Consider the following 15873-nt stretch of genomic DNA (forward strand, 5'->3'; position numbering starts at 1 on the left):
TTCCTTAGGCAAATACCTTCTTTTGAATGATTTCCCCCGTAAGGTTCAATTGAAAAGCATGTTAGCGTCAGGGAAAAATAGATGCAAAGTTTATTGTGCGAACGAAAGACTTTTCGTATAAACCAAATTTCCGCCTGTAAATATAAAACTGAAAAGAACGAAACAAGTACTAAAATCTCCTGACAACACAATAATCACTTGTGATTCGGGAGTAGTGATAATAATTTACTCCTTTCTGTTGAAAGTAAATTAACAATCACAATTCAGGATTCTATGTAAGATTCCTGTGATTTTTGTCGGGATTACAGGCATGAACAAGAACAAGCGATTTAAAGAAAAGGCGAATTGTTGAAGTAACCAAAAAGTTTTAAACTTTTTACGGTGTTCGTACAATTTTCCCTCTGAAGGTCTGGCCCTTATAGAATATTACATAGAAGTATATACCGGGGGACAGACCCGCTATTTCAACTTCATGTGCAAAATGGTCTTTTTGCTCCCATGTATATTTTGCCAGTTCCTGCCAGTTTCCGTTGTAGATGCCAAAAGCTACGGGCGCATCAGCGGTGGAAGCAAATTTTATCTGGAGTTTTTCCTGAAATGGATTGGGATATACCCGAACCAGTTTAGAAACATCAAACGCGATGGTGAAGGTATCTGAATACACTTCAAGGCCGTGTGAATGAATCAGTTTGAGGTAGTACTGATTTTTGCCTTTCTCCGGTGTTTCATCGGTAAACGAATAGCTCACCGGCTGAAGGCTAACCCCACCGGCTGCTAGTTCTCCGATCTTTTCAAAGATTCCCCGGTCGCCTGCCCGGTACACTTCATATGTTTCAGTCTGAATTTCTACAGGTGTAGTCCAGGTGAGTTCGACCTGCTCAAAAATCTGCTCAGCTGTCAGATGAATTTTTACAGGGTAGGTAGCGCCTGTTCTCAGTGCTTCGCCCCCTGTACCCATACCTCCGCTTCCCAGCGTATCTATCTTTACGACTGCCGAAAAATACCTGCCAAAGGTAGCGTCGTGCCATGAACCCGGTTCATTTTTTTCAGTATTTCGGAACTCCTTGTAATATGGACCCGTTACGGTTTCATGACCTTTAAACAGGTCGGGGTTTTGTCCCGGACTCAGCGTATAAAAAATCATATCCTTATGGGACGCCAGCTCCTCTGGTGCAATGGCTTTATTGAGGTCGTTGAAGTCTTTGCTGGTATAGTAAAATCTGAGCGTAACGGTGTCATTGGGTTGTACCGGAGAGGATATTTCATAATATCTGTTCATGGTGTACCACCCTTTGGGGTTGTTGACGTATGGCGCATCTGAGAGATCTTTCCCCATTTCACCGTACCCTTCGGTAACTACAATTTTGACATCGTCAGGTTGAAGATCAATTCCTGCGCTATCAAGGTTTTTAAAAGACAGCAGTAAGAAATCCTGGTCGGAGACCGGGGCTGTACCTGCATTCTTCCAGAAGTGTGTCCAACCATTTTGGTCAGTACATTTTTCATCTGCAACAAAAACGCCGGGGAAGTCAGGGATAGAAGCGGGGGCTGCACATCCGGGCACAGCATCAATACAAATATTATCCAGATAGAGATTCTGGCCGAAAAAAGATTCCAGAATTGCCTCAAAAGAAATATAAATCTGATCACCTACCCACGGATCGAGACTGATGGTTTCCCTGCGCCATTCATTACAACCTGTAGGTTCCCAGGCAACAACATTTACACTAAACGGTGAAATCGCTGTCTGAAGATCCATATGGGACTTCGAGTAAACCTGTGTGAAGTGTTGACCACAGTTACTGGAAACAGACACATCCAGGGTAAGTTCATTGGCCGGATTCATCGCTTTGTATGCCACATCAAAGCTAAGTGTCGCGCTACTCATACCGGAAAGATCAATCAGCGGGCTGACGATTGCATCCTGGGTGCCTCCAGGGCCGGCAGAGACTCCGCCATTGTGCCACATGCCATTGGTATTATATCGCAGCATATGATTTCCTCGGGCTGAGCAGGTAGACATGGAGTAAAGATCAAAAGACAGGAGCTGATCAAAGTTGCCTGCAATCCAGTCTGAAGGTACGGTATTATCCTCAAAGTCCCGGCAATAAGGAAATGTATTAACTACTTCGGTAACTGTGACATAGGCGAAAACGCGGCTGATCTGATCGTCAAATTCATTTTCGTCGAGACCTGCATTGTTTACGTCAGTGACGTGTACCAGAACATGGTGGGTGCCAGGCAGCATATTTTCAGGTTGCAGGCGAACATCCACTGAGTCGGCAGGGGAAAGTTTTCCTGACCAGTAAAAAGTTTTACCGGCACTGTTATCCATAGATTGATGGATTTTCATGGAGGTAATTTCCACATTGCCTGTATTGACCAGTCGAACTTTTGGGTAGAATGGAGGCCCGCAGCTGATGGGAGTGGGTGAAATAAGTTCTTTTACAGATACATTTCTGTAAGGAACATAACAACCCATAGAGGTAAGCAAAGAAGCACGAACACCCAGCAGCGAGTTTCTCATCCGGATTTTCTGCCCGGGGGTAAACATATTCATACAGCCCCAGTTGCCATTGTCCATATAATTTTCATACAAGTCCTGGACATCGGCAGAAAATGGATTATTGGGTCCGGGATCGTCGGCATCAGTCGTACAGGAATTGATGGTCTGGCCAGCGGTGCAATTGACTGTCTGAGGACCGGCGTCCGGAGGGGTGTCGCAGATTCTGTCTCCGTCAAGCAGGCAATTGGAGTTATCGCAGGACGTTTTACCTGGAGGATCAAAATAGGTATCCATCAGGTTGAGATAGTGTCCCAATTGGTGTACAGCTGCAGATATATTATTTCTTTGAGGGTTGAAAAAAGGAGCGGCAATCACAGGGCCATCGAAAGACTGTCCGTGGGCAGCAGCGAGGTAGGAATAACCTTCAATACCGCATTCAGTATTAGAGGCATCTTTACAGATATTATTGACAATCCAGATATTGATGTATTGATGAGAGTCCCAGAATGAAAGCGCCTTCAGACATTCATCTTGTGTGCTGGTACTTCCGGTGCAAAGTTCATCTCGTTTCAGGTTGGAAAGAGGCGTAGCTACACGCGTGATTCCGTTGGTTGGATTTCCGTTGGGGTCATTTTTGGCAAGACAAAATTCAATTTCTACGTCAGCGGCATTGATTCCCGCATTGGAGTGAAACGGCCCGCCGGCGAAAGCACCTGTATTTCTAAAAGCCTGATTGATCAGGTCTATGGCTCCATAAACACGGTCATCGGTGATATTGGATGTACTATTGTCGGGGATTGTATCGCCGGGAAGATGCATGATATGCACTACGACGGGAAGAGTGAGTACCCCTCGTTTGTTTGAGGAGAGGTCGGCCTGGCGAAAAAGCCATGCTTCAATCTCATCCGTATATCGCTGATATGCAGTATCCGTAAGGTATTTTGCCTTATGAACATCATCCGCAGCTACAGTCGGGCCGGAAGTTTGAGACCATGCCGGAACCGCAATGAGAATCCATCCTAACCATACGGACAGTCTCAGGACGCGTGTTCCCGCTGAGATATACCTATACAAACGTCTATAATTCATCATCCTTATTGACAAGCACACAGTGTAAGGACTACAATGCAAGAGAGGGAAAGCGATAAACTCAGAGGATAACAAATCAAAAACCGGGCCGCTATTTTGTGGGAGGCAGAATTTTTCCTAAAAAAAAGGAAAATGGGTTTTAGCCGAATACAGGAGGGGTGCCTGGGGGCTATTTGTGGGAAAGGAGAACAGGAAGCAGGGGTATATAAAAAAAAGAGGGAGCGGCCCTTTGGGAGAGCCGTCCCTACAGCACAACCATGAAAACACAATACATCTTAATCCCGTTGCGGGATATCTTTTATTGCTGACTGCAAACAGTATTTGCAGTTGGGTCAGTGTAGATATTAGAAGAACTTAATGCCAAAATTAATAAATTTAATATACAACAAAAAATTTAATTCTGATTTTTTTTAGATCATTTTGAAATTTTGAAGAATTTTATTCTACCGGGCTAATTTACGTATCTTTGATGAGAAAATGACAATCAAATATAATATGGAAGAAACAGAGACGAAGCTGGATAAACTGATTATCATTGGAGATAGGATCTTGATAAAACTTCGTAACCAGGAAGACCGGACAGAAAGCGGGCTATATCTGCCTCCAGGCGTTGGAGACAAGGAAAAAGTACAAACAGGATTTGTTATGAAAGTGGGGCCCGGTTATCCGATTCCGATGCCACCCGAAGATGATGAGCCGTGGAAAGACCGGCAGGAAGGCATAAAATACATACCACTTCAGGCAAAAGAAGGAGACGTGGCTATATTCCTGCAGAAGGATGCTTATGAAGTGATGTATGCTGGTGAAAAATACTTTATTGTGAGCCAGCATGCGATTCTGATGTTAGAGCGGGACGAAGGATTGTTTGAGTAATCTGCCAAAATTTTTAGTATATCGGAGGCTGTTTGCAGCGGTAATCTAAAATTTTTTATATTTTTTTTTGGTTATTTATTTTTTTACACCTAAATTGCACATATAATTAGCATGAATTCTAATTCGTACTTTGTTTTTCTGATAGTAGGTATAATACTTGGATCAGGATGTGGGAAAGAAACCCAGGTAGCAGTCGAACCAGATGTCATCATGGTCACAGACTATGGTGAAGTCGGGTTACAGTTATATGATGAGACCCCCATTCACAGGGATAATTTTCTCAAGCTCGCCAAATCGGGGTTTTATGATAGTTTAATGTTTCATCGGGTGATTTACGATTTTATGATCCAGGCGGGAGATCCTCGTACCAGGAACGAATCGACCATGCAGGATACTACTTTGGGTGATGATCCGGGTTATACGCTGCCGGCAGAGATTATCGAATCATTTATTCATACGCGGGGGAAACTTGCCGCAGCAAGATATCCTGACGATATGAATCCGGAATGGCGGTCATCGGGCAGCCAGTTTTATATTGTAACTGGTGCGCCGGCTACCTCAGCAAGACTGGACACGATGGAGATGCAGTACAACTATGTGCGGAAAGGTCGGTATTTTACTGATTGGCAGGCAGTTGTAGGAAAAGGGGAATTTTCTGGTACATTTGATGAGTACCTGAAAGCGGAGAATTTTGAGGATTATCGATATACCCCTGCTCAACGCAATGCATATAAAAATGAGGGTGGAGCACCCTGGCTGGATTTTCAATATACAATATTTGGCGAAGTTGTGAGTGGGATGAATGTTGTTGACAAGATTGGTAAAGAAGGAACAGATGCCTACAACCGTCCGGTAAAACCAATACGAATTTTAAAAATGATTGTCCCCGATACGCATTAAGCGTACACTTTTTATAGAACCATAACCATTTACGCAGCAAAAGTAATTTCTTTAAACCAATGGCAAAAGATATCAAATCTGAAAAACTGAAGTCCCTCATGATGACCGTAGATAAGCTGGAAAAGACCTACGGTAAAGGGATTGTAATGAAACTGAGCGATAATCCGGTTTCTGATGTGCCGGCTCTGTCTACGGGTTCGCTTGGTCTGGATATAGCTTTGGGGATCGGTGGTATTCCCCGTGGAAGAATTGTGGAAATCTACGGCCCTGAATCTTCAGGTAAGACTACTCTGGCAATGCATATGATTGCCGAAGCGCAAAAATCAGGAGGACTGGCTGCATTTATTGATGCAGAACATGCCTTTGACCGCACCTATGCAGAAAAACTGGGAATTGATACGGAGAACCTGTATGTCTCTCAGCCAGATTATGGTGAGCAGGCACTGGAAATCGCCGAATACCTGATTCGCTCCAGTGCAATTGATATTGTAGTCATTGACTCCGTCGCAGCACTGACCCCTAAAGCTGAGATTGAAGGTGAAATGGGCGACTCTAAAATGGGCTTACAGGCTCGTCTCATGTCTCAGGCGTTGCGTAAACTTACTGCGGCCATCTCCAAAACTAACTGTGTTTGTATATTTATCAACCAGCTTCGCGATAAAATTGGTGTAATGTTTGGCAACCCTGAAACCACTACTGGGGGTAATGCCTTGAAATTTTACGCCTCTGTTCGTCTGGATATTCGCCGTACTGCGCAGATTAAAGAAGGTACTGATAGCATAGGTAACCGTGTAAAAGTAAAAGTGGTGAAAAATAAAGTAGCCCCTCCCTTTAAGTTTGCTGAATTTGATATCATGTTTGGTGAAGGTGTGTCCATTGAAGGTGAAGTGCTGGATCTGGCCGTAGAAGAGGATATCGTACAAAAGGCGGGCTCCTGGTTTAGTTATAGTGGCGACAAACTCGGACAGGGAAGAGACGCTGCCAAACGGATGCTGTCAGACAATCCTGAACTGATGGAGGAAATAAAAGCAAAGGTAATGGCTGTGAAGGGAATTGGTGCCGGCGCCAGTGCCAGTAAAGCCCGCACAAAATCTTCCGAAAACATTATAGAAGACGAAGTGGAATCTGAACTTGCAGAATAGTACACAACGTAGTTTACATAAAAAAACGGCTGAGAGATTGATTCTTTCAGCCGTTTTTGGTTTCTATCCTAAAAAACTAATCTTCAGTTTCTTCAATTGGGCCATCATCATCTGAGAAGGATCTTCTCATTCTGGTATCGGCTTCAATGTTTTGCAAGCGGTGATAGTCCATAATTCCCAGGTTACCCATGCGGAACGCTTCTGCGATTGCCATTGGAATTTGAGCTTCAGCTTCAATAAGTTTGGCTCTCATTTCCTGTACTCTCGCCCGGAAGTATTGTTCCTCGGCGACTGCTTCAGCGCGTTTTTCTTCCGCTTTTGCCCTGGCAACCTGCAAGGCAGCCGCAGCTTCGTCGGCTTTCAACTGGGCACCTATACTTTTCCCGATATCTATGTCAGCGATGTCAATTGACAAAACATCATATGCTGTACCGGAAGTAAGGCCTTCGTTCATGATTTTTTCGGTGATCAGTCCAGGGTCTGCAAGAATAGATTCGTGTGTTTCGGCAGAACCGATAGAAGCGACAATGCCTTGTCCAACACGGGCTACAACGGTCTCTTCTCCCGCTCCACCTACCAGTTTTTCCAGCCGAACCCGCACGGTAATTCGAGCCTTTACAATAAGCTGAATACCATCTTTGGCCACAGCTTCAATCGCCGGGGAGTCTATGACTTTGGTATTAACGGAATCCCTCACAGCCTGGAGTACATCTCTGCCCGCAAGATCAATCGCCGCGGCCTGGTCGAAGTTTAGGCCGATGCCGGCATTTTTGGCAGAGATCAGCGCATCAATAACGGTATTAACATTACCCTTGGCCAGATAGTGAGCTTCCAGCGCATTGAATCTGACATCGGGGAGGCTGGCTTTTTTTGCTTTGATCAACTCATCGACAATTACTTTAGGTTGCACCCGCCGAAGGCGCATCCCGATAAGCTGACCAATACTAATACGGACCCCGGAAAACTGAGCGGAGATCCAAAGGCCAACCGGAACGAAATAAAATAGAACACCCAAAACCAAAAGAACAACAATGACCACGATAATCGTCACCGTATACAATAAGGTATCTAAAAGAATGATTGACATACAGACTATTTATTTCCTCTAATTTAGCGAATAATTTGATGGTGTAGTGGTATGAAAAAATAAAATTCCCGGTTGCGTATACAATCGGGAAAACAGAAATTTTATCAGAGGCATTGCCGGTTGGCTTTGTCTCTCTATAGGAAATAGATGTAGTGTACCTGTTAATGAGACTGAATAAAGACAAGAATTTTTTCCAATCCATCCAACATCGAGGTGAAGTCATCCGGTTTTGACTCTTTTTGCATAGCTTCAGAAAGACTTTTCATCATATCAGAAAGCTCCGCAAGAAGGTTTTCACCTTTGGAGGTAGGACGGATGTAAATCACTCTTCTGTCTTCTTTAGAGTTCTTGCGTTTAACCAGCTTGTTTTTTTCAAGTTTATCTATGGTGCTGGTCAGTGTACTCAACTTAATGTTGAAGAATTCGCCAATCTCCTTCATTTTCTTCAGATCGGTTTCATTCAGATAGCGGATAATTTCAACATCTTGTTCATTGACACCATACCGGTTAAGAATGGATAATCTTCGCTGATTAAAAGCCTGAACTAGTTCATTCAGGACACTTTCTAACCTAAGGGCATTCGGTTCAACAAATAATTTACTCAAAGTATTCATCAGGTTTCCACAATTTTAATAAAATTATAAATAAATTGAAAGCAAATTTTTCAATAAAGTGAACATCCCCGGTTTATATCTTTTTTGGGCTGGATGCTATCTTTATCAGGGATATTACCTGGGGTTCGGTATATCACGAATTGTTTTACGTTTTTGCCAACCCCCATTTGTTTTTTGTAATCAATAATTAAAATTGTGAAATATTCCGTGATAGTAGTAATACGATCTGTTGTTTTTATATCGAATGTTATAATGTAGAATGATCCGGTACCAAAAGCCGGATCAAATCTATGAATGCTGCATTTTTGAGCTAAAACAGACCGTAAAATATAAATTGGTGACAGGAAAGGCGGATGCCAAAATTGTTGTATTCAGTAAGGAAAGGATATGAAAGAATCACAATTTCCTTCTGACTAACATTTGTGGATTGGTAAAATCTTCGGTTATTCGGATAGTTACTATAAAAAAAATCAGGGATTAGTGAAATATTCTTCCACTAATCCCATTATATGATTAAATGTAACTGGATGATCAGTTGGAGGGCACGGATATTTTTGTGAAAGTCTCCATACTTTCTACAAAGTGATTAAAACGATCCTCGTTCAGACTATTTTGCATTCTCAAGGCAGTTTCGTGAAGAAACTTCCCATAGTCTTCATAAATATTTTTCCCTTTACGGGTATAGTCCAGAAAGACTACACGGCGATCTTCTTTGGAATTGGTGCGTTTCAGAATTCGCTGATTTTCTGCTTTATCAATAATGGAAGTGAGGGTACTAAGTTTGATATCAAAATATTCGGACACAGTTTTCATTTTCTGTGCACCATTTTGTACAACAAACTGGATCAGTTCCATTTCCAATGCAGAAATCTTAAACTTCTCTTTAATAAAATCTCTGTGTTTCCGGAATGCATGGTTTAGAACAACCAGGCTTTGCTCCAGACGTTTGACATCGTTATCGATAACATTTTCAGAAGACATAGCTATTGGGGTTAGGGCGTTCATAAATAAGAAACAGTGCCTGAATGGTTATTTCATGCACAGCAACCGGTAATATGGAAATACAAGAGAAAAGGCAGGGTGAAATCAGGCTTCGGGTTCGCCGGATATTAAACCCGACATTTGTTCGATTCCTTCCAGAAAAGCCTGTATCTGGTTAGATTGCAGGGACTTACACATAAACAGGGACATAGCCTGGATGTAGCGATTGTATTCCTCGTATACTTTCTGTCCTTTGCGTGTAGATTCCAGGTAAACTACCCGGCGGTCATCACGTGAATTTGTGCGACGGACCAGTTTCTGTTCCTCGATCTTATCAATAATGCTGGTCAGCGTACTGAGTTTGATGTTGAAATGCTGGCCGATTTCTTTCATTTTTTTCATCCCCTCCTGCGTGACCAATTGAATGATCTCCATTTCCAGAGAGGAAATCTGGTGTTTGGTTTTGATATATTGCCGGTGTTTCCGGTATACATCACTCATGTCAAACAAGCTTTTTTCAAGTCTCTCAACGGCAAGGGCTTGACCAGCTGTTTCCATAGTTTTCATACGTGAATTGTTAGATTAGCCAGGGAATCAATTATTTCTCAAATAAAATGCAAATATAAAATACGAACTCAAGAATATCAAATTATCTCAAAAAATTAATCCAATAATTTGAAAATACACATCTATGAAAAAACCACGAAATGTAATAGTGGTTTTACACCATATGTGTATAGCTTAAGCGAGCCATTAATATAAGGTGAAAAAATAAATAGAACAACTATTCAATTAAGTTCTTTTTTGAAAAAAAATGTAAATCATTGATTTTGAGGGGATTATTTCTGCGGAGTATTGAAAAAAAAAGTGCCGAATGAATAAAGTAGGAAAAATGGAATGTTTAAGGGTACTTGTATTTGAAAAATCGCAGGGATTTTTCCTGTATGTCACAAGGCTTGTGCAAATACGGCGTGTTGGTTTCTCTATTTTTTCCGGTCTCCTATTTTATTGCCCAGCCGGTCAATTTTGTATGAGACTTTGCCTTCCCTTACAATGGTCCAGCCTCTGATAAACTGACCAGGCGTATCAAACTTAAATTCGATCTGTGGTTTGCCTTCAAGATTGATATATCCCCAAAGTCCGTTTCGCATTACAGCAGCCAGTCCGTCAGAATAATCGCTCGCACCATTGAATACCAGCGGTACGGTTACCATGCCCTTTTCATCTATAAATCCCCACTTCCCGTCGCGTAGTACTTTGGCCCGTGATTCGCTGAATACAATTTGATTTTCGTAAACTGGCGGGGTAATAATTTTGCCTTCGGCGGTTTTGATTCCCCATTTTTCACCTTCTTTGAAAACGAGATATCCGGAAGATGGAATAGTATAGGATTCTGTTTTTACCTGAGTACGTAATTCTGGTGCGGGGCAGCCAAACTTCAAATAACTGACGCATTCTCCTGTCCGATCAATATAATATTGGAGGTTTTGTTTACTGACCATAGACAAAATCCGGCCTTCTTCTTTTTGCGTAAAATACTCTACTGTTTCATATTCAAAAGGAATAACCGCTTTGCCCAGGACATCAATAAATCCCCATTTCCCTCCTGGTCTTTTGACCGCCGCTCGTTCAAAGCTAAAATCATACGCAGATTCATACTGGAAATTGATGATCACCGTATAAGATGGTTCTGCTGCCTGACTGGTCTGGGATTGTTGTTGTTGTATATCAGGAGCAACAAAGCCATATTTACCGCCCTGCATCGCTCTTATGAGGCCATTGGACAGGTTGCCTACAAGTGTGAAAGGTAGGCTTTTATTATTTAATGGACTGTTCTCAGCCTGGAAATCCGTATTATTATTTTTGTTTCCTGATTCATTTATACCCGTCACACTTCCCGGTGCCCGGTACTGAATCTGTACGACATTGTTGCCGGGAAGCTCTGCAAATAATAGGCTTTCATCTTTAAAATTACCCGTTATTTTCTGATATCGGATTCCTCCGTAGTTTTCTTCCGAACCAGACTTATCAATAAAACCAAACAATGACCTGCCAAAGCTTTTCTTTTCTACTTTGGCATATCCTCTGTAAAAATTTTCTACGGAATGATATTTGGGCGGAATAGTAACTATGAAGTTTTCTTTATCCATAAAGCCCCACAGCTGAGTCTGTGCATCTCTGATAGCATAATTCCCTTCTGAGGCGGCATTTACGACATCAAACAAAAGCTGACCTAACGTATCAATACATACATAACGATTGAGTTTGATCGATTTTGCTATCGCAAGATGATTCTTAAACGAGGATGGGTCAAAAAATTCGAAAGGGATAACCAGCTTTCTCTGTTCATTTATGTATCCCCAGAATTTTCCGTCTCTTACTGCTGCAAGGCCTTCCGAATAGGGTTGTATTTCGTCATATCGAAGAAGGGAACATGATCCTGGATCTATCTTGTCTGCGAATGCACATAACTGATCAATTTTGTTTCTTCCTGGTTTATGCGTAGAATATATCTGGAAAAGGAGTGGCAGCAGTTCCTTCCTGCTGTCAAAGTATTCTGGCCGCAGGGTAATAATTGTCTGTAGATCTCTGATACTTTCAGAAGTATGTGCGCTATCAAATGTATTTGCATTAAGCGCCATATAGAGATAGGACAATGCTCTTCCATAACGGGCGTCCACATCTGAAGAATCCTGCCTTACAAGCTCTGCAAACCGAAGTGCTGAATGGGTAAACTGCTCTCTTTCGTAGCTCAGAACGGTTCCATTGTATTGACAATATTGTTTTAGCGAAGAGCTGTTAAACGTTTTGGGCAAAAAACGGAAGCTGGCAAATCCCATACCCTCAACACTCAGCATAAGAAGATAATTTTCTCTTGAATAGGAAAGATAGCCACGATGGAAGTTTTCTGTGCGAAAACCCGGCACCCGCATCGAGAGGATGGGCTGATCATCGCGGTAGTTGAATAGGTGTATCACTCTGGAGCTATGATCATTTCGTTCACCCGCAGTCGCGAGCATACTGCCATCAGGAGAGAATATGGCTTGTGACAAGGTTTCTCCAAAAATTCTTTTTTTCTCTACCGCTTCGCCTGCCAGATTCCAGATAAAAATAGAGCCATTGGCAGAAGCTGTCATGACGAGGCGGCTGTCAGGCGAGAAGGAGGCCGAAATAATGGGTTCTTCCTGCCCGACAAGGTATTGAAGAAATTCTCCTGTATTGCGGTTCCAGATTCCCGTCGTAGAGTCTGCCGAAGCTGTAACGACATAGCGGTTGTCTGGTGAAAAACTTACGTCCAGAACCGGGCCTGTATGGATATATTCCAGGTACTGAATAGGGCGGAGGTTGGCTCTGCTCCAGATAATTGCGAGGTTGTCATCAGAGCCCGTGGCAATATACTGACCGTTATTCGAAATACTTATGGCATTTACGGGATGTTTGTGGCCAATAAGATCTCCGATTTTTTCTCCGGAGAGAAGATTCCAGAGACTCGCCTGATTTCCATTGGCTACCAGTAAGGTCTGGCCGTCAGGGAATACCTCCATTTGTTTTACCGGTGCAGACAGGCTAAGCTCATGCAGAAGATTTAGACTATCCTTCCCAAAAACTTTAATTCTGTTTCCCGAAGCCGTAATAACTTGTGTCCCGTTGGGCGAAATAATGCCTGTACTGATTTCCGGCATCAACACTACCGTATCCGTATTATATTGAGTTGCTCCTGTAAAGAGTGGGATCAGCGAATTGGCTCTGACAAAATCATTGTATGAATCCTGAAGCAGGGAATCTACTTTATTATTGCGGGTCAGCTGATAATTGGCCAGACCTCTGTGATAATAATATACCGGGTTTAGTCTGTCAAGTTTAATCGCTTCTGTGAATGCATTATAGGCACTTCCGTAATCCTGATTGCGGAAGCTCTGAAGCCCAAGGAATCCTAAGTAACGAGCGCTATCTTCCGCATCATCTAATTTGTAATAGGTCCCTTCGATTTCTATAATATTATCAGGTTTTTCAACTACCTGCTTTAAGTCTTTTACATTCTGAATATTTCCATTCCAGACAAATTGGATGACGGGGATGAGAAGGTACACAGCAATTGGTAAAATGATCAGCATTCGAACCCATGAGCGCATGCCTAATAGCGGCATTCCTTCACGGAATATAACCTTCAGCCACGAGTCTGGGATGGGCATACCCGTTATCATGGAGTTGTCCGTACTTTTAAGTTCTCTGAGTACGGTAACATCTTCGATCTCCTCCCGTTCTACCATTTCCTCCATCTGCTCTCCAACTTTTAGCTTTTCGCGGAGGCTTCCCGGATTCATCTTCCAATTTTGTATGACAAGGTTTTTATGATATTGTTCGGCAGCAAAAGTTCCTGTGGGGGGCGGGTTAAACGCCATTACATTTACAATTTCCTTTCTTACGAGTAGTTCTGTTGGGTCAGGAAGGTTATCGATAAGTTCGAGTCGTAATTCATCAGGGATAAATCCTTTTCGAAACCATGGGATATGGCTCATTTTCAGCACATTGTGCTCTGAAATAAGTGGTGCAGATGTCTGGCCGGTTTCTTCCAGCGTTTTACCCAGGTGGAGAGTCAGATCCCATTGAAGTTCAGGGTATATGGCACAGGCCGAAATCCAAAGAAAAAGATCACTTCCCAGGTATACTTCCAATTCATCAAGTGTAACCCCCATCTCAAAATCGGGGGCAGCAGAATAGACCGCCCTGCGCCATTCTCCTAACCGCTGAGGTGCATCAGCTGCAAAGGCATGAAGTAATTGTGTAAGCGATTGTGTATTCGCCGGTAATACACGGAAATGCGCAGAAAGTCTGATTTCCTGAAGGCCCCAGTCTGCCGGTGCAACTGGGGTGAGAACGGCGCGGTCTTTCCAATCAAGAAATTCGAAAGCGTCCTGGTTAAGATCACCGGTAACCGGGTCAAGAAGATGTTCACCTTCGCCAAAAATAATGACGCGGTGTCCGGGATGTCTGACCTGAAGTTCCCGGAGATACAATGGCTTTTCGTCCATTTCTTTCCAGAACATGCGGAAGTCTGATTGAAAATAGTAGGTATCAATATAGATATCCTGGTCCTGGAGTTGTTTGGTCAGAAGAGAGAAGAAGTGCGCCTGATGATCTTTGAAATTTCGTCTTTCAATCAGAATAAGATACTCTGAGGGACGTGTTCCCGGAGAAAATTTAAAAGAAGGAAAGCCACCGGAATCGAGCGTTGCATCGATTGTACCGGGCATATCCAATACAAGCAATTCACTTTCTTGTCGCTGGCGGAGGTGAGTTGCTGCCTGGTAAATAGCCGTTTCTGTGAATACTTCAGCTTTATGGGGAAATCGAAGTGGCCAGGAATATGGCCCATCGGTACTTTTTTCACGGGAGAGGGAAAGTGAGCGTCTGTTTCTGAGGTAAAGTTCATAGAACAGTAACCCAAACAGCAGGAGCAGCGCAAGCGCCAGCCGGATAAAAGGGTAGAATCTGGCGAGCCTGGAAGTTTTCAGGACCGCCAGGTCAAAACTTACTAACGGACGGGTGTTTAATGGAAGCAGGGTACGTGTAGAAGCGGGATCCTGAAGTTCTATTACTTTACAAAACTGGTCCTGACAACCATTTTTAGTTGTGATATCGAGGCACACCCGGTATTCCTGATATTCCTGTAGGGTAGTCGGATAGGTAAATATGGGATCAGCGGAATTAATAATAGTTTTATTATCATCGCCCATATTCCATGTCCAGCTTGTAATTATATCATCATCAGCGACAAGTGAAGTGTCATCGAAGGCTACTTTTTGCCGATCCTGTAAGTCTGGGAAAGAAAAATCAAAGCTTGTCTGGCATGTTTTGGGTGTAGAAATATGAATCAACTGGCGCATCGAAGCTACACATCCATAATCATTGACAATTCGGAGAGAGACATCATAGGTGCCGGTATCTCCATAGAAAACGATTGGAGATAAAGAGTCTTCGAGTGTTTGCCCATTGCCAAAATCCCACTCACGGTGACTGATGGTATCTGAAGCGGTGTTGGTAAATGCTACAGCGATAGCACCACCTTCTTTTACAGATACACGATGAGAGAAACCTATATTTTCCAGATCGTCGCAAAACTGCTTCCTGCCAAGCACGGCATTTAGCATATAGTTTCCGATATATGAAGGATATCTGGAGGGGTCATTGGTAAGTTGATATTTTTCGAGGTAACGACCGATGTTCGTTTTTTGTCCTGACCCCATAAAAACATTATACCCCGCAAAAATAATGTAGCAGAAAAAAGCAGATACCAGTACTGAAAGACTGAGAAAAATCCACCGGTTGGCACTGATTGATTTATTTGTCCCCTTTTTCCGGCGGGTACCCGGTTTTTTTATTTCTGATTCGTTTTGTTTGACTTGTCCAAGCGCCTTTAGTTCAACGTCTTCAATAATTCTGAAGTAGTTGTCAAAGTGCCGGTAGAATTTTGCCTGATCCCGGTCATTTTTGGCAAAAATCGGAGCCAGTATTGTTTTGAGTGTTTCCTGGGGCACATCTGGCCCCAGTTGGTTAAGGATCGTTTGTACCTGAATATAAGTATGCACCCCAACCGGGAAACCGTTTTCACGCAGTTTCTCGATAAATCCCTCAAATGGGAAGAAGGAGCTATTTGATTCAGTGCTCATAGTTTCGGTA

9 protein-coding genes are annotated in these 15873 nt (G+C 42.9%); 3 read left to right on the forward strand and 6 right to left on the reverse strand.

Annotation, left to right across the window (positions count from 1 at the left end):
- Positions 1-376: 376 nt before the first annotated feature.
- On the reverse strand, positions 377-3598 hold the full coding sequence (locus R3D00_09785; GenBank protein ID MEZ4773459.1) for a M43 family zinc metalloprotease: 3222 nt from the start codon (positions 3596-3598) through the stop codon (positions 377-379).
- 492 nt (positions 3599-4090) lie between these two features.
- On the opposite strand from R3D00_09785, the gene R3D00_09790 reads away from it, so the two are divergent.
- The 3 genes from R3D00_09790 (at position 4091) to recA (ending at position 6510) form a co-directional block, all read left to right on the forward strand.
- Positions 4091-4468, forward strand: a complete 378-nt coding sequence (locus R3D00_09790) for a co-chaperone GroES family protein (GenBank protein MEZ4773460.1) — start codon at positions 4091-4093, stop codon at positions 4466-4468.
- Between the two features lie 111 nt (positions 4469-4579).
- Positions 4580-5368: a peptidylprolyl isomerase gene (locus tag R3D00_09795; GenBank protein ID MEZ4773461.1), complete on the forward strand. Its 789-nt coding sequence runs from the start codon at positions 4580-4582 to the stop codon at positions 5366-5368.
- Between the two features lie 59 nt (positions 5369-5427).
- Complete coding sequence (gene recA / locus R3D00_09800) at positions 5428-6510, forward strand: recombinase RecA (GenBank protein ID MEZ4773462.1); 1083 nt, start codon at positions 5428-5430, stop codon at positions 6508-6510.
- A gap of 76 nt (positions 6511-6586) precedes the next feature.
- On the opposite strand, the gene floA is transcribed toward recA, so the two are convergent.
- The 5 genes from floA to R3D00_09825 all read right to left on the reverse strand — a co-directional run bounded on the left by floA (position 6587) and on the right by R3D00_09825 (position 15863).
- Positions 6587-7597 carry a flotillin-like protein FloA gene (floA, locus tag R3D00_09805; protein MEZ4773463.1) on the reverse strand — a complete coding sequence of 337 codons (1011 nt, stop codon included), beginning with the start codon at positions 7595-7597 and terminating at the stop codon, positions 6587-6589.
- A 161-nt stretch (positions 7598-7758) separates the two neighbouring features.
- Positions 7759-8211: a MarR family transcriptional regulator gene (locus R3D00_09810; GenBank protein MEZ4773464.1), complete on the reverse strand. Its 453-nt coding sequence runs from the start codon at positions 8209-8211 to the stop codon at positions 7759-7761.
- Between the two features lie 531 nt (positions 8212-8742).
- Entirely contained in the window at positions 8743-9192 is a 450-nt protein-coding gene (locus R3D00_09815; protein MEZ4773465.1) for a MarR family winged helix-turn-helix transcriptional regulator, read from the reverse strand.
- Positions 9193-9297: 105 nt separating this feature from the next.
- Positions 9298-9759: a MarR family transcriptional regulator gene (locus R3D00_09820; protein ID MEZ4773466.1), complete on the reverse strand. Its 462-nt coding sequence runs from the start codon at positions 9757-9759 to the stop codon at positions 9298-9300.
- A gap of 416 nt (positions 9760-10175) precedes the next feature.
- Positions 10176-15863, reverse strand: a complete 5688-nt coding sequence (locus tag R3D00_09825; protein ID MEZ4773467.1) for a WG repeat-containing protein — start codon at positions 15861-15863, stop codon at positions 10176-10178.
- Positions 15864-15873 lie beyond the last annotated feature (10 nt).

The sequence above is a fragment of the Bacteroidia bacterium genome (genome assembly GCA_041391665.1).
GTDB lineage: Bacteria > Bacteroidota > Bacteroidia > J057 > J057 > JAGQVA01.